Here is a 21,438-nt window from a genome sequence, read left to right as displayed (position 1 = left end):
TTCTCCTACTCGAGCCGACGCTTAGTGATTAAAGCTGTCAGGCCGATAAATAGCACTGCGGCAGCCATCAGGAACAGAGTATTCACCAGCATTATTGAGACGATATTTCCGGCCAGAAACAGACTCTGTAAGGTACTGACAAAATAACGGGCAGGAATAATATAGGTTACTGCGCGAATAATAGCGGGCATACTGTCTATCTGAAAAATAAAACCCGATAGCATAATGGCAGGCAAGAAAGCCGCATTTAGCGCGACTTGGGCAGCATTAAATTGGTTACGTGTCAGGGTTGAAATTAACAGCCCCATTCCCAGGGTGCTGAGTAAAAACAGACTACTGATGACAAACAGTAATAACAGCGATCCGCGCCAGGGAACATCAAGAATAAATACGGTGACGACCATACACAGCGTCATCGCCAGCATACCCAGGACGAAGTAAGGCAGTAATTTACACAGTAATAACTCGGTACGGGTTATCTGTGTGGAAAGCAGGGCTTCCATCGTTCCACGTTCCCATTCCCGGGCGATAACCAGTGAAGTTAAAATAGCGCCGATAACCGTCATAATAATCGTGATGGCGCCGGGTATAATAAAATGGCGGCTGATCGCGGCAGGATTAAACCAGTAGCGAGTTTGTACCTCAATAAGAGGCTCAAAGACTTCTCCTCTGTTTTCTGCGCGTTGTTGCAACCAGATTTGCCAGATCCCCTCCATATAACCTTGAATAAAGTTAGCGGTATTGGGTTCGCTTCCATCGGTGATTATCTGGATAGGGGCGGTATCGCCCGGACGCGCCATTTTCTGATTAAAGTCAGGAGGAATAACCACAAGGCCACGGATTTTTCCGGCTTGCATTAGCTGAGTCAGTTGCTGACGATTATCACTGATAGTGGGTTGAATAAACGGCGAAGCGCTGATGGTATGGGTAAAATCAAAGGCATCGCCATTTTGTTGTTCTACCAGCACGCCAACATGCAGGCGGCTGGAATCAAGATTAATACCATAGCTGAAGATAAACAGCAGAAGTAGAGGGATCACGACAGCAATCAGCCAACTGCTCGGGTCACGAATGATCTGTCGGGTCTCTTTGATGCAAAGCGCACGGACCCGCCGCCATGATAGCAGAGGATTATGATGGCTCACGGCTGTGCTCCTTATCCCACTGATCGATAAGCCCGATAAATACCTGTTCCATCGTCGGATCGGGGGTTATCCTGTCTGCAATCTGATGTTTCAGCGCATCTGGAGTGCCGGTCGCGATCAGCTTACCGTGATAAACCAGACCAATACGATCGCAATACTCGGCCTCATCCATAAAGTGAGTCGTCACCATTACGGTAACGCCTTTGTTCACCATACTATTAATATGCAGCCAGAATTCACGGCGGGTAACAGGGTCGACTCCTGATGTAGGTTCATCAAGAAACAGAATATCGGGTTCATGCATCATCGAACAAGCAAGAGCCAGACGCTGTTTAAATCCCAGAGGCAGAGAATCTGTGACGCTATTGACTATGTCATGTAAGGCAAAGGCCTTACACATATTCTCAATTTGCGCAGTCTGTTTTTTACCACGAAGGCCATAGATACCTGAAAAAAAACGCAGGTTTTGCATTACGGTTAAATTACCGTACAGGGAAAATTTTTGCGCCATATAGCCCAGATGTTGACGTGCTTTTCCGGAGCTTTTTTTTAAGTCCATTCCCAGTACTTGCGCATCCCCTGAGCTGGGTACCATTAATCCGCACATCATTTTAAAGGTTGTCGATTTACCCGCACCATTAGGCCCCAACAAACCAAAGATCTCCCCTCGCTTAACGGCAAAAGAGACACGATCGGTGGCGGTAAAATCACCAAATTTTTTGCTCAGCGTTCTGGCTTCAATTACTGTTTCATCAGGGTTGTGTGGCAGGGGGCGTAGCATATTCCCCAGTGCGGACTCGACAAGTGCCATCCCCCCGAGTAAATCGATAAAGGCATCTTCAAAGCGTGGCGTTGTTTCAGTGATATGCAATCCGGGTAAATCAATAGCGTGAGAAAATGTGTCAATGGCGGTATTTTTGGCCAGCATTAAACGTACCGCATGACCTTGAATCACGGCATCCGAAACTTGATCCAGTTTCAGTAAACGCTGCATCAATTGACGATTATTTTCAGCGGGATGGCTGACCAGTAATGACCGACCAGTCACTTTCTGAGTCAGCTCCTGTGGCGCGCCCTGGTAAAGTAGTTTACCGCCATTCATTAAGAGAATTTCCCGGCACTGTTCCGCTTCGTCAAGATAAGAAGTACTCCACAGAATAAGCATGCCTTCATCGGCCAGTTCGTGCACCATTTGCCATAATTCGCGTCGGGAGATGGGATCCACGCCTACGCCAGGCTCATCAAGTAGCAGGACTTTAGGTTGTCCCACCAGGGTACAGGCCAGACCGAGTTTCTGTTTCATTCCGCCGGACAACTTGCCTGCCAGCCGTTCTGTAAAGGGTTTCAGTGAGGTAAATTTTAGCAGTCGCTGAAAGGTTGCTTCCCGGACCTCATCTGCGACATCGCGTAATTCTGCGTACAGCGTCAGGTTTTCCATCACAGTCAGGTCTTCATAGAGACCAAACTTTTGTGGCATATAACCAAGAATAGCGTGCAGGGCGCGATCGTTTTTTATGGGATCGAAACCGGCAACGGCTATCTCACCGGAAGAGGGGGCGAGTAAACCGGCCAGCATGCGCATTAACGTGGTTTTTCCTGCACCGTCCGGTCCTACCAGCCCGGTAACACCTCCGGCATTAATTTCACAGTCGAGACTGTAAACCGCGGGATGCTCAAGTGAGGGGAAATTTTTGACCACCCTCTGCAAACGAATCAGCCTGTCAGTGCTGACCATGGGAAGCACCATCGTCAAAGGTTAAGGTCACGGGCATACCCTGACGTAAAATATCATCGGCATCCGTGACAATGATGCGCAGACGATACACCAGGTCAGTACGCAAGTCCGGCGTTTCCACCGTTTTTGGCGTAAATTCAGCGGTAGGTGAAACAAAACCGACTTTGCCTCGATAGGGTTTATCAGGACGACTATCGGTATAGATAAGTACCTCTCGACCGGGTTGTACTTGGCCAAGACTGGCTTCATTTACATAAGCGCGTATCCATACCGGACGCGTCAGAGCCACAGTCAGAACAGTGTTACCCGCATTCAGTAGGGTGCCAGGCTCAACGCTGCGAACCAGAATAGTGCCATCAGAGGGGGCAAGTAGTGTTGTATCTTGTAAATTAAGCTGGGCCTGTGCCAGTTGAGCTTTAGCCTGTTGAAGAGCAGCCTGGGCCTGGGCGATTTCTTGCGGTCGATTACCGCTGCGGTACTGATGTAGTTTATCTTTTGCGGCCGCTAATGTGGCTCGGGCTTGTTCACTGGCGACGCGTGCATTCTGTAAATCATTGGCAGATACTGCATGTGTTGCCCACATAGCTTGTTGACGCTGATAAAAGCTTTGCGCGTAGTCATATGCAGATTGGGCGCTATCGACCTGGGCTGCAACTTGAGCAATTTCTTCGTCACGATAACCTGCAATAATCAAGTCATATTGTGCCTGAGCAGCATCAACATTGGCTTGTGCCTGATGAACGGCAATCTGAAACGGGGCATCATCCAGCAGCCCTAAAGGCTCACCTGACTTGATAATATCGCCTTCATCGACATTCAGGGCAGCCAGACGTCCCGTAACCCGAAAACTCGTATTGACGCTACGAATATCAACATTACCGTACAGAGTGAGATGAGATGTTTGCTGGCTCTGATACATTTTCCAGCCGCCAAAAACGGCTGCCAGAATAATGACTATAACGATAATGGCAACAAGCATTTTTTTACTGTTCATCACAGCTTCCTTGAGCAGAGCGATAACTGAAGTCTTTTTTGGCTGATACCTCAGAAGTCATACGTGATTCATCGTTAAAGAGCGATTTGTTCCGTATTGTTTGGCATCGATAGTTTATCGTTGATTATTTCTACTGTATTCAGTGCGTCACGAGATGTCCTATAAGAACGTTTAGCACGGTATAAGAGGTTAAATATGCCGCTATCTTTTTTATGGCGACTTATTAAAAATCAAGAAATTGATTCATTAAGCGTAAGTTTATTTATGATGTCTGTCCAATCCATTTAATGCTTCTTTTGCTGACAATAATGGGATGAGAATATATGCGGAAGATCACAAAAAATGTTATGCTGCCCGCAGTCGGCACCGTGGTTTGTGTCCCTTTCTTTCGCCAGCGTAAAGCTGGTGCTTGATGTTCCCCCTGGAAACTACACCGTATAAGCGGTCAGGGCGGTTCTGGAGTTCCTATGTCTTTTGATTCTCTCGGCCTGAATGCCGATATTTTGCGTGCCGTGAAAGAGCAGGGCTATAACGAGCCTACGCCAATTCAACGTCAGGCAATTCCGGTGGTATTGGCAGGTCGTGATTTGATGGCCAGTGCTCAAACGGGTACGGGTAAAACGGCAGGTTTTACACTTCCGTTATTGCAGCGCCTGCTGGATAGCACGCCGCAACAGAAGGGACGCCGTCCGGTGCGTGCTCTGATCCTCACTCCGACGCGTGAGCTGGCGGCTCAAGTGGGTGAGAACGTGCGTGAATACAGTCAGTATTTAAATATTCGCTCACTGGTGGTCTTCGGGGGTGTGAGTATTAATCCACAAATGATGAAGCTACGTGGTGGGGTTGATGTGCTGGTCGCGACTCCGGGTCGTTTACTGGATCTTGAACATCAGAACGCCGTAAAACTCGACAGCGTTGAGATTCTGGTACTGGATGAAGCTGACCGTATGCTCGATATGGGCTTTATTCACGATATCCGCCGTGTGCTGGCAAAACTACCGGCTCGCCGTCAGAACTTACTGTTTTCGGCAACCTTCTCTGATGAGATCAAGTCTCTGGCAGAGAAACTGCTACACAACCCGGAAGAAGTTGAAGTTGCCCGTCGTAACACGGCCTCTGAGCAAATTACCCAGCATGTGCATTTTGTTGATAAAAAGCGTAAGCGGGAACTGTTATCACAGATGATTGGTACAGGCAACTGGCAGCAAGTGCTGGTCTTTACCCGAACCAAACATGGCGCTAACCATCTGGTTGAGCAGTTGAAGCATGATGGTATTACTGCAGCCGCTATTCACGGTAATAAGAGCCAGGGGGCACGTACCCGTGCTCTTGCGGATTTTAAAAATGGCGCTATCCGTGTGCTCGTGGCAACCGATATTGCGGCTCGTGGTCTGGACATTGAAGAGCTACCTCATGTCGTTAACTATGAGCTGCCGAATGTGCCAGAAGACTATGTGCACCGTATCGGCCGTACCGGACGTGCGGCAGCGACAGGTGAGGCACTCTCTTTAGTCTGTGTCGATGAGCACAAATTACTGCGTGATATCGAACGTTTATTGAAGCGCGAAATTCCACGCATGGCTTTGCCTGGTTATGATGTTGACCCGTCTATTGCGGCCGAACCTATCGTCAATGGCCGTCAGCAACGTGGTGGTGGCGGTCGTGGTCAGGGTGGACGCGGAGGCCCTCAAGGCGGACAACCTCGTCGTAGCGCTAATGGCAATACGGGGTCAGAGCGTCAGCATGCCCCGCGCCGTAGTAACCAGAGCGACGGCGGAGCAAAACCTGCAGGGGGCAACACACGTCGTCGCGCACCTCGCAAACCTGCTTCTGCTTGATATAAAATAAGTTTTACCATTATTCAGGGGAGCCTCTCTGGCTCCTCTGACTGCTAACCACAAAGAAGGATAAAACGTGTCTTTTCCTTTTTTGTGGTTAGCAGATGAAAATCAATAAATTGATTTTCTTGGTTTTTATTAGGTAGCCTCTGTTTATTCAGAGATAACCTAAGGTTTATTATTATCCTCAGGAGCCTTTCAGGCTCTTCTTTTCTGGAATAAATTCATGCGTGTACTGCTGGCGCCAATGGAAGGTGTTCTTGACTCGCTGGTGCGGGAATTGTTGACGGAGGTGAATGATTATGACCTCTGTATTACCGAATTTTTACGCGTCGTTGATCAACTTTTGCCTGCGAAATCCTTTCTGAAATTATGTCCTGAACTTCATCATGCCAGCCGGACACCTTCCGGAACCCTGGTACGTGTTCAACTATTGGGGCAACATCCCCAATGGCTGGCAGAGAATGCTGCACGTGCTGTGGAACTGGGATCCTGGGGCGTTGACTTAAATTGTGGTTGTCCGTCAAAACTGGTCAATGGTAGTGGTGGTGGTGCGACTCTGCTTAAAGATCCGGAACTGATTTATCAGGGAGCCAAAGCTATGCGTGCCGCAGTACCGGCGGAGTTACCGGTGACGGTCAAAATTCGGCTTGGCTGGGACAGCGGGGCGCGTCAATTTGAAATCGCCGATGCTGTACAACAGGCGGGAGCCAGCGAGCTGGTTGTCCACGGGCGTACTAAGGAAGACGGATATAAAGCAGAGCGAATCAACTGGGCAGCGATCGGTGATATTCGCCAACGCTTGTCGATTCCTGTCGTGGCGAACGGTGAAATATGGGACTGGCAAAGTGCCCAGGACTGTATGGCAGCGACCGGTTGCGATTCAGTGATGATTGGCCGGGGCGCGCTTAACGTTCCAAATTTAAGCCGGGTAATAAAATACCATGAACCCCCTATGCCGTGGCCGGAGGTCGTGAAATTACTGCAAAAGTATGTGCACTTAGAAAAGCAGGGCGATACAGGTATGTATCATGTGGCACGTATCAAACAGTGGCTAGGCTATTTGCGTAAAGAGTATAGCGAAGCGACTGAGTTATTTGGCGAAATTAGAACACTCAAACGCGCCGCTGATATTGCTCAGGTTATTGGAAAGTTATAACGATACTGCCGTCGCTGAAACCAGCTGCTGAATAGTCTCAGCCAGCCACATCAGGGGAGTATCACTATTGTGGCGCTGATGCCAGAGTAAAGCGACTTCCAGTTCCGGAATATCAAGTGGCAGTGGGCTGCTTTGCAGGGCATAGCGTTGCTGCCATTGACTCGCTAATGCCGAGGGAAGCGTAGCCATCAGCGGCATTTGTTGTACTAAGCCCGGGAGGGAAGCAAAGTGGGCGGTGGTGTAATCGATCTGGCGAGTTTTGCCTTGTTTGTCCAGTGTTCGGTCTAACAGACTGCTGGTTGCCTCCCGGTTGCTGAGCTGAATATGCGGCCAGGCGACATAATCTTCAAGGGTTAATGGCGAGGTGACATGGACGTGTTGCGGATCCCAGAGTACTTGATAGGGCATATTGATGAGATGTTTTTTCTCAAGCCAGCGAGCACTGTGCTGCGTAACACTGAGAGCCATATCCAGTTCTCCCCCTTCCAGTTGTTGCATATCGGTCAGCGGTGTACTGGTGACCACATGGATATGCAGACCGGGAGCGGTTTGTTTGAGTGCGGGCAGTAACGTTGGCATTAGCCACATTTCCAGCCAGTCGCTCATCCCAAGCGTAATGCTGGTGGTTGTCGATCCTGGACTGAATTCACTGGACTGAAATAAAGTGCTTTGTAGCTGTTCAAGCAGAGGCATTAATTCACGGTGTAGTTCGCAGGCTCGAGCGGTCGGTTGCATACGGTGGCCACTACGAATAAATAACGGATCGTCGAACATTTCTCGCAGGCGTGCTAACGCCCCACTGACGGCAGGCTGCCCAAGGTGCAATTTATCTGCAGCCAAGGAGACACTCTGTTCACGAAACAGCACTGTAAATGCAATCAGCAAATTTAAATCAATTTTACGAAAATCATGTTCTTTAATGGTCATTTATGCTCCTGCTTGATGCCCCTTATTCTACACTGTTTCTTTTGTGTCAGTAAGCATCTGGAGGGCACATTCTGTTTTTTCGACAAATAATCACTGTAGTCCGCTTTTCCTTGCGTGTAAGTTTTGTTGCAGTAAAGAATATCGGTAATAATTATAATTCTGTATATAATTAATTTTTTATATATTTGTTTTCACTGTGTAATTAATTGATGTATTTAAATTAAGTGATGTTTTTCCTGACTTTGTGACGGATGTCTTTATTTTTGCATCTAAAAACATTAGACTCAATAATAGTTTGACGTTCAGTCTTCCCATTGTTCAACGTTAGTTTGTCTGTCTTCTTTTTCGGGATGTAAAAACACGCATTATTATAGCCAAGCGGCTGTCATTTTGTAATGATGCTATATATAACGGTGTAATTAATTTCTCTTCTTTTTTTATTAGATGAATTTTTCTGGAGATTAAAATGAAGTCACTAATTATGAGTAATATTAATGAATTTATTTTACCTAAAACACTTACAAATCTAAAAAACGAATCACATATTATGCCACAGGGAGATCCCTCAGTAGGATATCCTCAAATTTGTTTACGCTGTAATCGGAAACCTGAACCTACAGATTTAGACGCTATTTGTGATATTGCTGATGAGGCTGCATCTGCCTATCCTGATGACAAAAATGCCAGAGCCAGGGCAGTAGTCAAAGCATTAAATCAGATTTTGGGTGGCGGGAATCTGGGGCATGCATGGATTATCGTTTTTGAAAACCAAAATGTGACTAATGAAAATAGCCATAGATATGGATACCATGAGGGCTATGGTTTTACTAAAAATAAAAGTAACGATCGCCCAGAGCGAGGATTTGCTTATCAGTTCTGTTTAAAAATAATGCCAGAGCAATTTGCCTATCTTGAAAATGAAATAATCCCCGCGTTAAATGAAGAAAGTAGCGAAATAGCTAAGAATTTTAATATGTCTCCAGGTGTCGGGCAGCAAGGTGTATATACTCCGGTCACGAATTGTACATGGTTTGCGGGAAATGTATGGAACAGAACGATGAATCAATCAATAGAATTTAAACAACCATTTTCAGGTAAATATCATGCCGATGATTGGGGCATTGACTATCTGTATAACGTCAATGATGTTGCAGACCCTGGGTATCTTTCAATGAAAATGCAAAGGGAGATATCTAAAAACAATGATTTTATAAACCTGAATTTCATAAATAATAAAAAAATAACAGAGCATCAAATTAGTGAGGCGTTAGAAAAAAACAGTTACATTCATATTGGGCTCTGTAACGGAAACTGGTCTCCAAATATTTATATACCAGATGTCGCTCCATTTGATAATGCAACCATTTATATAACAAGTGAAGCAGACTATGAATCAAAAATACATACAGTTGATCACGTTCATATTATATCGAAAAATCAAGACCTCATTTTATTAGGTCGGGCTACTGAACGATGGCTGGTTATCTTTTAATGATTCACTATGAGCCTCTGAACTTCAGTCGACAATTTTTTATCATCATCGCTGGAGTTCAGATTAAAACATGGCTCGTTATGTACATCACGTTCCTGTTATTAACGCTTTTTGTTACGTGATTTAAACCACAATCGGATCGCAATCACAAACACCAAAGCAATAATGACCCAAACGGCATACTTTAAGTGACCGTCTAAATATTCAAGCCACGGATAAATAATTTCTCCGCCAAGATAACCTAAGCTAACAAACAGTGACGCCCAGACGATGGCTCCGATAATATTTAATGCGATAAAGATACCAGGAGTGAGCCGACTGGCACCAATGATGACCGGGCCGACAATACGAAAACCGTACATAAACCGGCAGCCGATCACAAATAAGTAAGGATGACGTCGTATGAGTGCCTGTGCTTGCTCTATTTTATCCTGATAGCGAGGAAAGCGTGCCAGAATAGACTGACCAAAATAGCGCCCAATAAAAAACAGAACCTGGTCCCCCACCATACCGCCAAACGCTGCTGCTGCAATCACTAAGGGAAGTGTCAGTAGCCCCTGATGAGCGGCCACGCCACCCAGAAGTGTGATGGTTTCGCCTTCAGCAATACTGCCGATAATAACGGCAAGGTAGCCATACTGTGTAATAAGTCCATTGATATCCATGGAACCAGAGAGTCTCCATCAGCGAAAGAGTATTCGTGATTATAGCTTACCCACCTCCTGCCACCGCGGCAACACTGATTAAAAAATTACCGCAAATATTCTATTCAGATACAAAGAGATACAAAATAGCCTCTGATTTACAAAGTGGGTTTAATGATTAGCTGGCGATGTTACTTGCTGTCAGAGTATTATTTCTTTCGCACCGCCAGGGGGACGTCATTTCGGCGAATACACAAGCGCGGGCCGTTACTTTGAACATTTTCACAGAAGTGTCACCATGCCGAAAAAAATCCGTTTATCTTTGCTTAGTCTGGCCCTCATGATGACTGTGCCTTTTACCTCGCAGGTAGAAGCCGCTAAAGCCACTGTCCAGAAAGCGGTTCTTGAGCAAGAAATTGCTTCAGGTAGCGCGATGATTATCGATTTAGAGACCCATAAGGTCTTATATTCCAGCCATCCGGATAATGTACGTCCTATTGCTTCTATTACCAAACTGATGACGGTAATGGTTGTGCTTGATGCCGGATTACCGATGAATGAAAAGCTTAAGGTGGATATTAGTCAGACCCCCGAAATGAAAGGAGTTTATTCCCGAGTGCGCCTTAATAGCGAACTCAGCCGCAAAGATATGATGTTATTGACGTTGATGTCGTCAGAAAACCGGGCTGCCGCAAGCCTTGCCCACCACTACCCGGGGGGCTACAAAGCGTTTATCCGGGCGATGAATACTAAAGCAAAAAGCCTGGGTATGACGAAGACGCGTTTTGTTGAGCCGACAGGTTTATCAGTCAATAACGTTTCGACCGCCCGTGACCTGACTAAACTCCTGATGGCTTCAAAATCCTACCCACTGCTCGGGACTCTCAGCACCACGAAAGAAGATACTGCAACGTTCAGTAATCCGGCTTACTCGTTGCCTTTCCGTAATACCAATCATCTGATGTTTCGTGAAAACTGGAAAATTCAGCTGACTAAAACCGGTTTCACTAATAATGCCGGTCACTGTCTGGTTATGCGTACCATGATTAATAATCGTCCGGTGGCGCTGGTGGTACTGGATGCATTTGGTAAACAGACGCATTTTGCCGATGCCAGCCGTTTGCGTACCTGGCTTGAAACCGGAAAAGTGACTCCGGTCCCGCAGGAAGCGCTGAATTATAAACGCGCAAAAAGTTTACAAACAGCGAGTAATTAGTTATCGATTATTAATGCCATCAGTTATTGACGCAAAAAAGTGCGGGAGGGTCAAATGACCTTCCCGCACAGAACATTCTTGTCGATAATAATTAATGCGTAGGCTTTGAGACTGTCGCTTCGCTTTCATGAGAATGTGAGCAACCACATTCTGCCCAGCCTTTATATTTGCTGGTTTTTCCGATACCCGGATTCATGCTATTGGTCGGATCGTTACTCTGATAGAACTGCACTAGTGCCTCGGGGGCCTGATACAAATGTCCGACGTTATGTTCCGCAGGATACTGTGCTCCGCGCTGATTCAATAATTCAAGCATCTGCGCCTTTAACTCGTGAACATCGACTCCTTTTTTAACAATGTAATCCTGATGGAATACATGGCACATAAAGTGTCCGTAATAGAGGCTATGGCTAATTTTATCACTGATTTCAGGCGGCAACTGTTCCAGCCATTCAGTATCATTACGACGCAGGGCAATATCCAGGGCCAGGATATCTTCGACTTCATCGGCATGGACTGCATGATAACGAATCGCAGCGCCAGCCGCGGCAAAGCGGTGTAGAAATGCTTTAGCCCCTTCTTGTGCTGTACAGACAAAAAAGCCGCCCTCAGCCTGTTGAAAATAGTGATTTAGCCAGTCGCGAGCTTCCTGAATACCTTCACCTGACATCTTCAACAATAAGTGGTGCTCGTACTGATCCCGGTATTGTTTCATCCGCATAGGTAAGTGTGCCGGGAACAGGGAGCAAAGGCGCTGCATGAAGCGATCGGTGAAATAGGGCTTCACAAAGGGCACTTTCTCCAGTAACGCATCGGTACGGCCTTTCAGATTAAAAAACAACGGCATTTTGTCCGTGCCGAGTTTATCTATCATCATAAACGTATCTTTACCGTAGACCGCGGCAATATCGTAAATATCACGATGCATATATTCGCCCGCGACCGGTAAATGCTTAAAGTTCGCCAGGATATGACGGCGGAGCTCAGTCAGAACATTCGGATTGTTGGTTCCGATATAAAAGACTTCATTTTGTTTTTCGCTGGGGAAGGTATCCAGACGCACAGCAAAAACAGCCAGTTTGCCCGCACAGCCTGAGGCCTCAAACAGACGACCAGGATCGGCATTAAAACGTGAAGGGGTATCAGCATCGACATCACGTACGCGTTGGGCATATTCACTATCTGAGGCCTGACGACCATCATATTTTACATCTTCGGGCCTGATTCGTTCATCGTCGAGTTTACCGAGGATCTGCTCCGGAGTGGTGCCTAAATCGATCCCCAGATGGTTAACCAGCGTTAGGTTGCCTTGTTCGTTAATCCGCGCATAGAGCGCCATCTCGGTATAGGCCGGTCCACGTTGCACCAAAGAGCCACCGGAGTTATTACATACTCCGCCAATCACTGAAGCGCCAATACAGGAGGAGCCAATGACCGAATGTGGCTCACGACCTAAGGGTTTCAGTGCTTTTTCAAGCTGGTACAGACTGCTTCCAGGGAAAGCAAGTACCTGCTTTCCTTCATCCAGTAACTGCAATTTATCCAGACGACGCGTGCTGATAATCACGATTTCACGATCGTAGTCATTACCGTTGGGTGTCGAGCCTTCTGTCAGACCGGTATTGGCCGCTTGCATCAAAATAATTTTATCCGCTGCCACACAGAGACTCAGCACACGCCATAATTCAAGTAATGATCCTGGGAAAACTACTGCCAGAGCATCACCTTGTCCGGATCGGAAGCCTTTACGATAACGGGCTGTTTTATCTGGGCTGGTCAATACATGTTGAGAACCAAGCTGACTGGTAAGGTCTTTTATCAATGTCTTATTATCAATAGTATTTTGAACAGACATGTCCACTCCTTGTGGGGCATAAATTATTGCTGTTTAGCATAGCGCTGAAAAAACTTGATGCAATGCCAAATCATATCTAAAACAACAGAGAGTCGGAGCATTATCCTTCTTCCTGTGTCGGCAATGTGGCAAACTGCAGATCCTAACGTAGCATGGATAGAAGAGAATAAATTCGATGAAATGGCTCTGTTCTGTAGGTATTGCAGTAAGTCTGGCTCTGCAGCCAGCTCTGGCCAATGAGATGTTTACCCAGCATCCACTCACCCCTGAAGCGCGTGATGCTTTTGTGACAGATTTACTTAAGCAAATGACGCTGGATGAAAAAATTGGCCAGCTACGCTTGATAAGCGTTGGCCCAGGTACGCCGAAAGAGGCGATTCGCGAAATGATCAAGGTGGGGCAGGTCGGAGCTATTTTCAATACTGTTACGCGCCAGGATATTCGTGTTATGCAGGATCAAGTGATGGAACTCAGTCGCCTGAAAATCCCCCTGTTTTTTGCCTATGATGTTCTGCATGGTCAGCGTACCGTCTTTCCAATCAGCCTTGGGCTGGCCTCGTCTTTTAACCTTGATGCAGTCAGTACCGTTGGGCGCATATCCGCTTATGAAGCGGCAGATGATGGGCTGAATATGACCTGGGCACCGATGGTTGATGTTTCCCGTGATCCTCGCTGGGGCCGTGTCTCTGAAGGATTTGGTGAGGATACTTACCTGACTTCGGTGATGGGCAGTACGATGGTTAAAGCGATGCAGGGTAAAAGCCCGGCAGACCGCCACTCGGTGATGACCAGCGTGAAACACTTTGCTGCTTACGGTGCCGTAGAAGGGGGTAAAGAGTACAACAGCGTTGATATGAGTATGCAGAGTTTATTTAATGACTATCTGCCGCCTTTCAAAGCAGCCCTGGATGCGGGGAGTGGGGGCGTGATGGTGGCGCTTAACGCTCTGAATGGAACGCCTGCAGCCGCAGACACTTGGTTACTGAAAGAAATTTTGCGTGATGACTGGAAGTTTACCGGTATTACTATTTCCGATCACGGAGCGATTAAAGAGCTGATTAAACATGGCGTAGCCAGTGATCCTAAAGATGCGGTGCGTGTCGCGCTGAAAGCTGGTGTGAACATGAGCATGAGCGATGAGTATTACAGCCAATACTTGCCCGAACTAGTGAAGAGCGGCGAAGTTTCAATGGCCGATCTTGACGACGCGACGCGACACGTTCTGAATGTGAAATACGATATGGGACTGTTTAACGATCCCTACAGCCACTTGGGACCTGTTGGCTCAGACCCGGTTGATACCAACGCGGAAAGTCGTCTTCATCGCACTGAAGCACGCAGCGTAGCCCGGGAAAGTATGGTGTTACTGAAAAATCAGCAACAAACCCTGCCGCTAAATAAAAACACCACCGTTGCAGTGATAGGGGCGTTAGCTGACAGTAAACGAGATGCGATGGGTAGCTGGTCTGCTGCGGGCGTAGCTGCTCAATCCGTGACGGTATTAGAGGGCATTAAAAATGCTATCGGACCTAAGGGGACTGTGCTGTATGCCAAAGGTTCGAATGTCACCAATGATAAAGCAATTGTTGAGTTTCTGAATCAATACGAGCCTGCGGTTGTCGTTGACCCGCGTTCAGAGCAGGAAATGATTGATGAAGCTCTTGAAGTGGCAAAAAAATCGGACGTGATTGTTGCAGTGGTAGGGGAAGCCCAGGGCATGGCGCATGAAGCTTCCAGCCGTACCGATCTGACTTTACCCCTTAGCCAGCGTAATTTAATTGCTGCACTGAAAACCACGGGTAAACCGCTGGTACTGGTGCTGATGAATGGACGTCCACTGGCACTGGTGAATGAAGACAAGCAAGCAGATGCCATGCTGGAAACTTGGTACAGTGGTACCGAAGGTGGTAATGCCATTGCCGATGTGCTGTTCGGTGACTATAACCCATCGGGAAAACTGCCGATGTCGTTCCCGCGTTCAGTAGGGCAAGTTCCTACTTATTATAATCACTTAAATACTGGCCGACCTTTCAATCCTGAAAAACCGAATAAGTATACTTCACGTTATTTTGATGAAACCACAGGGCCGCTGTATCCATTTGGTTACGGTTTGAGCTATACCACTTTTACGCTGTCTGATGTGAAAATGTCTTCTCCGGTTATGAAGGCTGACGGTAGCGTGGAGGCGAGTGTAACCGTAACTAACTCGGGTAAACTTGAAGGCGCCACCGTAGTGCAGATGTATTTGCAGGATGTGACTGCTTCAATGAGCCGTCCGGTTAAAGAACTGAAAGGTTTTACCAAAGTCACATTGAAGCCGGGCGAAAGCCAGACGGTCAATTTCCCGATTGATGTCAATGCGCTGAAATTCTGGAACGCCAAAATGAAGTATGTCGCAGAGCCGGGCAAATTTAACGTCTTTGTTGGTCTGGATTCTGAGCAAGTGAAACAGGGGGAATTTACTTTAGAGTAAGTTTCTGACAAGCCATACCGTTGAGTATGGCTTGTCTCTTGTATCCGTCATACTTCAGTTTTCTTGGCTGTTGCCTGAGTCCGGACAGCGGAATCACACAGTCTCTCTGTGCTCATCGCCTGCCGAAGCTTTACGCCTGGGAGCAACGTGAATTATTTTGGGTATCAGCAGGTAAAAGCTGGGGGAATTTACGGTAAATGGAGGTTTATCACCCTGCCGGAGGTTTTAAACTGTACGCACAATGATGATATAGCCAGCCAGCATAACTCCACTGATCCCGCCCAGAGCCATAACAACCATTCCACTTACCAGCACAATTTTTGACAATTTCATTTTTTACTCCATCGCTTGATGCCGCGATTATAAAGGGAAATTGGGGGATAAATGAACCTTTTAATGCTTAAACAGGGTGTGTACCCGTCATACTTCAAGTTACTTGGGTGCTGCGTGCGTGAGGCGCACTGAATTGCACGCCTCATTCAGGTGGGAATTAATTATCAAAATACCAGTAGCCCTGATTAATCAGGGCGGTGAGTTCGCGAATAAATTGCAGGTCGTCCAGCGCATCTCCCAGTTCTTTATGGGTGAGGCGGGTAAAGCGGCATAAGGCACTGGCGGCTTTCTGGTGGCTGATTTCCAGCGGTTCACTGTTAACAAAACAGGCGCTATCAATTTCCAGTACGCGTAATCCACTCAGGCGGATAAGCACGTTGCCTTGGCGTAAAACGGTGGCGACTTCACTTGCGGTGTAAGGCGGCTCAGCGGCAGCAATATCCAGTTCATGGCGAGGAGTCGTAATAAAGCTTCCGAACCACTGATTAAAGGCTTCGGGCTGTTGTATTAAACCTGTCATCATACTGCGTATTTTATCCACTTCACTGACTTCTATGCGGCCGGGATTAGGGCGAAGCGTGAGTTCAGGGTCCGCATAGTGCTCGCCGCCAAAATCATTCTCTAGCACATAGTCGGCAAAACTGCTTATTAAGTCCCGGCTGTTTGGGCCACGAAAACCGACTGAATAGTTGAGTGAAGTCTGATGGCTATAACCATCGTGCGGAAAACCTGGTGGAATATAGAGAATATCGCCAGGTGCTAAATCATCATCAATAATCGGTGTGAAAGGGTCAACATGCAGCAAAGCAGGGTGCGGGCAAAACTGTCTCATTGGCAGTTTATCACCCACGCGCCAGCGGCGACTTCCCATTCCCTGAATGATAAAAACATCATAATTGTCAATATGAGGACCGACACCACCGCCAGGTACGGAGAAGGAGATCATCAGATCATCAAGACGCCAGTCAGGCAGTGTACGGAAAGGTTTTAGTAGTTCAGCTGCGGGCATATGCCAGTGGTTTACTGCCTGAACCAGCAACGACCAGTGACTCTCACCCAGATTTTCAAAATCTTCAAATGGTCCGTGACTGGCGTGCCATTTACCTTCGGTAAAGCTGACCAGACGACTATCGATTTCATTTTCCATCGCCAGGCCTGCAAGTTCATCAGGACTAATAGGATCGATAAAACCAGGTAAGGCATTTTTAAGAATAACCGGCTTCTTTTGCCAGTAAGTGGCCAAAAATTCAGTCCAGTCGATATTTAATTGATAGTCCACCGTGAGTCACCTGTATAACCGTTATACTTCAAGTTGCTCAGGCGGCTAATGAAGACGGCGCGATAAGCGACTCGAATTATTTGGGAAAATAAAAGAGAAACAATTATAACGGCAGAAAGACAGGCCCTGCCTTGTCATGGGTCAAGCGGGTTATAATCTGTGGGGAGTTCTCAACTTATGGTCAGCATAAAAAAAGCTACAGCCAAGCCACAAAAAATGAAACAATAGTGGTTGTTTATACAGTAAATGTGGTGTTCATGGCTTTGTCGTCCGCGCAGAAAGCGCAAATCGGTGCCTGGTATAAGGGCTTACAACAGCAAATAGCGGATTTTATTCCACGGGCTCCCCAACGCCAAATGATAGCCGAAGTGGCTAAAACACTTGCAGGAGATGAAGGGCGTCATTTGGCTATTGAGGCACCAACCGGGGTGGGTAAAACCTTCTCTTATCTGATTCCGGGGATTGCAGTGGCGCGGTCGGAGCAAAAAAAGCTGGTGGTGAGTACTGCGAACGTTGCGCTGCAAGATCAAATCTTCAGTAAAGATCTGCCCTTGCTACGAAAAATTATTCCGGATTTAAAGTTTACTGCTGCGTTTGGACGCGGCCGTTATGTTTGTCCGAGGAATCTTTCTGCACTGGCGACCGATAATCAAACCCAGAGCGACTTACTGGCATTTCTTGAAGATGAACTCGCCCCGAGCAGTAAAGAAGAGCAACAGCGCTGCGCGAAACTACAAGTCAGCCTTGATAACTCTAAATGGGATGGGTTGCGCGATCATACTGATGAAATCATCAGCGATGAGCTGTGGCGTAAACTGAGTACTGACAAAGCTAGCTGCTTAGGACGCAATTGCCACTGGTATAAATTTTGCCCATTCTTCCTGGCGCGCAGGGAAATTGATGATGCTGAAGTCATCGTTGCTAATCATGCATTAGTGATGGCGGCGCTGGAAAGTGATGCAGTATTGCCAGAAGCGAAAAATATGTTGCTGGTACTCGACGAAGGGCACCACCTGGCGGATGTCGCGCGCGATGCATTAGAGATGAGTGCGGAAATCACCGTCAGCCACAGTCTGCTGCAACTGGACTTGTTCAGTAAACTGGTTGAAACCTGTATGACACAGTTTCGTCCGAAAACGCCCCCTCCATTGGCGCGAGCCGATCGCCTGGTACTCCATTGCGAAGAAGTTAATGAACTTATAAAAGCATTTAATACCTGTGTATCGGCTTGGCTGCCTGAAGGACAGATCGGAGAATATCGCTTTGAAATGGGATTGCTGCCCGAACAAATGATGGATATTTGTCTGCGGCTGGCAAAGTTGATGGAAGGGCTACGGAGCTTGTCTGAAGCACTGCTTAATGATTTAAGTGAGAAAACGGCCCAGCACGATATTGTTCGTTTATATCGTGCTCTGTTACAGATGAATCGGGCACTGGGGTATTTTGAAGCGCAAAGTAAACTCTGGAAACTGGCTTCGATGGAGCAGGCTTCCGGCGCACCCGTGACAAAATGGCTGACCCGTGAACAATGGGACGGGCAGTTCCATCTTATTTTTCATTGCGTCGGGATCCGCGTGAGTAGTCAGCTGGAAAAACTACTCTGGCGGAAAGTTCCCCATGTCGTTATCACTTCAGCCACACTTCGCTCTCTCAACCGTTTTGATCGCTTACAGGAGATGAGTGGTCTGAGCGAAAAGGCCGGAGACCGTTTTATTGCACTCGACTCGCCGTTTAACCATGTTGAGCAGGGTAAAATCGTTATTCCTCAAATGCGATTTGAGCCCGTGATGGCCAATGAAGCCGAGCATATCGCTGAAATGGCAGCATTTTTTCGTGCTGAACTGGTGAAAGGGGAACATAAAGCGATGCTGGTATTGTTTGCCAGTGGGCGTGCGATGCAGCAGTTTTTAACCTATGTAACTGACCTGCGCCTGATGCTATTGGTCCAGGGCGATCAGCCTCGTTACAGGTTGGTTGAATTACACCGTAAGCGTATCGAGCAAGGAGAGACCAGTGTCTTGATCGGATTGCAATCTTTTGCTGAGGGTCTGGATTTAAAAGGCAAGTTACTCACTCAGGTACATATCCATAAAATAGCTTTTCCTCCGATAGACAGCCCGGTTGTTCTGACGGAAGGTGAGTGGCTGAAAAGTCTTAACCGTTATCCTTTTGAAGTACAAAGCTTACCCAGTGCCTCTTTTAACTTAATACAGCAAGTAGGGCGTTTAATTCGTAGTCATGCCTGTTATGGTGAGATAGTTATTTATGACAGCCGTTTGCTCAGTAAACGCTATGGTGAGAGGTTACTGGCAGCACTGCCTGTTTTCCCTGTGACGCAGCCAGCTGTTCCTGAATCTAAACTGATGACGACGATACCTGAACCCAAAAGACGGGATCGACGTAAAAATGTAGGCAAAAAATAATAAGGAGAGTCTGCATGGACTATCGCAAAATTATTAAAGAAGTCGGTCGCGGGAAAAATCATGCCAGAGATCTTGATTATGCTACAGCACATGAACTCTATGGCAAGATGCTTAGCGGCGAAGTCCCTGATCTTGAATTAGGGGGGATCTTAATTGCTCTGCGTATCAAAGGGGAAGGTGAAGAAGAACTACGGGGCTTTTATGATGCCATGCAACAGCAGGTTATCCGTTTAACTCCACCTGTGGGCAAGCTGATGCCTGTTGTTATACCATCCTATAACGGAGCACGTAAGCAAGCTAATTTGACGCCATTACTAGCGATGCTACTGAGTAGGTTAGGCTATCCGGTGGTTGTACATGGTATCAGCGTAGATCAAACTCGGGTCTTGACCGAAACGGTATTTACTTTGTTAGGCATCCATCCGGTTCAGTATGCAGGCCAGGCTCAGGCCCAGCTTGAATCAAAGCATCCAGTGTATATTCCTGTCGGGGCCTTTTGCCCGCCACTGGAAAAGCAGCTGGCACTTCGCTGGCAAATGGGGGTGCGTAATAGCGCCCATACGTTGGCGAAATTAGCGACGCCGTTTGCGGAGGATTCCGCATTACGTTTGTCCAGTGTCTCGCATCCTGAATATTTAGCCAAAGTCGGGACTTTTTTCTCGGATATTGGCGGACGTGCATTAGTGATGCATGGCACCGAAGGGGAAGTCTATGCTAATCCATTGCGTTGCCCGCAAATTGCGCTGGTCGATAAGCATGGGACACGGATCTTGAGTGAAAGGCAGCAAAGTATTACTGATAATGAAGTTGCCTTACCAGAAAGCAAAGATCCGGAAGTGACCGCGCGCTGGATTGAACGTTGTCTGGCTGGCGTGGAAGCCGTCCCGGAATCATTGAAAATTCAAATAGCTTGCTGTTTACTGGCGACAGGAGAAGTCGACACGCTTGAGCAAGGCCTGCTCAGATTGGGCGATATTCTCTAAGCATAAAAATACTTTCTGACTGAGAGTATCAGGCGGTTTGAGTGATTGAGATAAAAAGAAAAAACCACCGTGAATATTCACGGTGGTTTTTTTGTCAAACTCAGTTTTTAAGGCTGAGAGGATAAAGCCAGCCTCAAAGAAGATGCTTTATTACTTATAGATAACCGCAGTTCCGCTCATTTTACCGGCGGTATTAGCAGAGGTAATAGAGTAAGAGGTTGCGCCTGCAGCTTCAGCTTTAGCAGCCAGTTTGGCTTCCAAAGAATCCAGAGTTGAAGCTCCGGTTACCGCAACACTGCCCATACGCTGTAAGTTGTGAGCTTCAACAGAGGTTACTGGTTGGGCAACGGCCATTGCACCAAAAGAGACAACAGAAAGAACCAGGGCAGCTGCTGTATATTTAATCGTTTTCATGAAGTGTTCCTTTTATTTTAATTTAAATTTAGTGACGTTATTTCCGTCGATGTAATAATGATGACACTAAATGTTTTCTGATAAAATAAAATTTATTTGAACGCCTGATTCAAATTTTTTGATTTCAAGATAACTTGTTGATATGTATCAAATATATATGTAATAATATATTTCGTGAATATAATAATGACATGATATTACACTTCTATACTTGGCAGGGTTATTTATTTACTTCTGATTCAGGTTTGTTGTTTTATATATTATGCGGGTGTGTTGGGGTGGTTTTTTAACAGAATTATCTGATTGCTTCTTAGGCTGTTAATTGATAATGATTTGAATAAAGAATAAGAAATCTGTGGGTCTTAACCACGGTGATATTTTGACAATGCTAAGTCAGTCGGGGCATTGCGTTGTTTAAATAAAAAAAAGCCCATATTCATCATAAATACGGGCAAAAAGGTAACAAGGGTATTATCAGGGTGTAGCGGATTTTAACGTTGCTGTAAGTTGCGATCTTAAAGGTAGACC

16 protein-coding genes are annotated in these 21,438 nt (G+C 46.7%); 7 read left to right on the top strand and 9 right to left on the bottom strand.

All coding sequences use genetic code 11. From position 1 onward, the window contains the following. Positions 1–5: 5 nt before the first annotated feature. From Q1A40_RS03170 to hlyD, 3 genes are read right to left on the bottom strand one after another with little or no spacing between them, the layout of a single operon-like run. Positions 6–1,145, bottom strand: coding sequence for an ABC transporter permease (locus Q1A40_RS03170; RefSeq protein WP_299997662.1), 1,140 nt, complete (start codon positions 1,143–1,145; stop codon positions 6–8). Beyond that, positions 1,132–2,880, bottom strand: coding sequence for an ATP-binding cassette domain-containing protein (locus tag Q1A40_RS03165; protein ID WP_299997660.1), 1,749 nt, complete (start codon positions 2,878–2,880; stop codon positions 1,132–1,134). The genes Q1A40_RS03170 and Q1A40_RS03165 overlap by 14 nt, the downstream gene beginning before the upstream one ends. After that, entirely contained in the window at positions 2,867–3,874 is a 1,008-nt protein-coding gene (gene hlyD, locus Q1A40_RS03160; RefSeq protein ID WP_299997658.1) for a secretion protein HlyD, read from the bottom strand. Before hlyD ends, Q1A40_RS03165 begins: the two co-directional genes overlap by 14 nt. Before the next feature lie 467 nt (positions 3,875–4,341). Here hlyD and rhlE point away from each other — a divergent pair, with 467 nt between their 5' ends. Both rhlE and dusC read left to right on the top strand, forming a co-directional pair. Beyond that, positions 4,342–5,712: an ATP-dependent RNA helicase RhlE gene (gene rhlE / locus Q1A40_RS03155; RefSeq protein ID WP_299997655.1), complete on the top strand. Its 1,371-nt coding sequence runs from the start codon at positions 4,342–4,344 to the stop codon at positions 5,710–5,712. Between the two features lie 226 nt (positions 5,713–5,938). Next, positions 5,939–6,871: a tRNA dihydrouridine(16) synthase DusC gene (gene dusC / locus Q1A40_RS03150; RefSeq protein WP_299997652.1), complete on the top strand. Its 933-nt coding sequence runs from the start codon at positions 5,939–5,941 to the stop codon at positions 6,869–6,871. Here dusC and Q1A40_RS03145 read toward each other — a convergent pair. After that, positions 6,866–7,798, bottom strand: coding sequence for a LysR family transcriptional regulator (locus Q1A40_RS03145; RefSeq protein WP_299997649.1), 933 nt, complete (start codon positions 7,796–7,798; stop codon positions 6,866–6,868). The two genes, dusC and Q1A40_RS03145, sit on opposite strands and share 6 nt — an antisense overlap. A gap of 466 nt (positions 7,799–8,264) precedes the next feature. Here Q1A40_RS03145 and Q1A40_RS03140 point away from each other — a divergent pair, with 466 nt between their 5' ends. After that, positions 8,265–9,290 (top strand): hypothetical protein, encoded by a 1,026-nt coding sequence (locus Q1A40_RS03140; protein ID WP_299997646.1) that lies wholly within the window; start codon positions 8,265–8,267, stop codon positions 9,288–9,290. Positions 9,291–9,391: 101 nt separating this feature from the next. On the opposite strand, the gene Q1A40_RS03135 is transcribed toward Q1A40_RS03140, so the two are convergent. Then, positions 9,392–9,955 (bottom strand): DedA family protein, encoded by a 564-nt coding sequence (locus Q1A40_RS03135; RefSeq protein ID WP_299997643.1) that lies wholly within the window; start codon positions 9,953–9,955, stop codon positions 9,392–9,394. Positions 9,956–10,232: 277 nt separating this feature from the next. Here Q1A40_RS03135 and pbpG point away from each other — a divergent pair, with 277 nt between their 5' ends. Next, on the top strand, positions 10,233–11,150 hold the full coding sequence (gene pbpG, locus Q1A40_RS03130) for a D-alanyl-D-alanine endopeptidase (protein ID WP_299997640.1): 918 nt from the start codon (positions 10,233–10,235) through the stop codon (positions 11,148–11,150). A 91-nt stretch (positions 11,151–11,241) separates the two neighbouring features. Here pbpG and dld read toward each other — a convergent pair whose 3' ends face one another. Beyond that, positions 11,242–13,005 (bottom strand): D-lactate dehydrogenase, encoded by a 1,764-nt coding sequence (gene dld / locus Q1A40_RS03125; protein ID WP_299997637.1) that lies wholly within the window; start codon positions 13,003–13,005, stop codon positions 11,242–11,244. 175 nt (positions 13,006–13,180) lie between these two features. Between dld and bglX the strand changes: the two genes are divergently transcribed. Continuing rightward, positions 13,181–15,478, top strand: a complete 2,298-nt coding sequence (gene bglX, locus Q1A40_RS03120; RefSeq protein WP_299997634.1) for a beta-glucosidase BglX — start codon at positions 13,181–13,183, stop codon at positions 15,476–15,478. Positions 15,479–15,703: 225 nt separating this feature from the next. Here bglX and Q1A40_RS03115 read toward each other — a convergent pair whose 3' ends face one another. Next, positions 15,704–15,811: a hypothetical protein gene (locus Q1A40_RS03115; RefSeq protein ID WP_299997631.1), complete on the bottom strand. Its 108-nt coding sequence runs from the start codon at positions 15,809–15,811 to the stop codon at positions 15,704–15,706. A gap of 157 nt (positions 15,812–15,968) precedes the next feature. Further along, positions 15,969–17,090, bottom strand: coding sequence for a cupin domain-containing protein (locus Q1A40_RS03110; protein WP_299997628.1), 1,122 nt, complete (start codon positions 17,088–17,090; stop codon positions 15,969–15,971). 257 nt (positions 17,091–17,347) lie between these two features. Here Q1A40_RS03110 and dinG point away from each other — a divergent pair, with 257 nt between their 5' ends. Both dinG and ybiB read left to right on the top strand, forming a co-directional pair. Continuing rightward, positions 17,348–19,513 carry an ATP-dependent DNA helicase DinG gene (gene dinG, locus Q1A40_RS03105; protein WP_299997625.1) on the top strand — a complete coding sequence of 722 codons (2,166 nt, stop codon included), beginning with the start codon at positions 17,348–17,350 and terminating at the stop codon, positions 19,511–19,513. 14 nt (positions 19,514–19,527) lie between these two features. Continuing rightward, positions 19,528–20,496, top strand: a complete 969-nt coding sequence (gene ybiB / locus Q1A40_RS03100; protein WP_299997623.1) for a DNA-binding protein YbiB — start codon at positions 19,528–19,530, stop codon at positions 20,494–20,496. Positions 20,497–20,646: 150 nt separating this feature from the next. On the opposite strand, the gene Q1A40_RS03095 is transcribed toward ybiB, so the two are convergent. After that, on the bottom strand, positions 20,647–20,910 hold the full coding sequence (locus Q1A40_RS03095; RefSeq protein WP_299997620.1) for a YdgH/BhsA/McbA-like domain containing protein: 264 nt from the start codon (positions 20,908–20,910) through the stop codon (positions 20,647–20,649). Positions 20,911–21,438: the final 528 nt, after the last annotated feature.

This window comes from uncultured Cedecea sp. (assembly GCF_947498825.1).
In the GTDB taxonomy this organism is placed as follows: Bacteria; Pseudomonadota; Gammaproteobacteria; order Enterobacterales; family Enterobacteriaceae; genus JGM124.
This window is presented reverse-complemented; position numbering and strand designations above follow the sequence as displayed.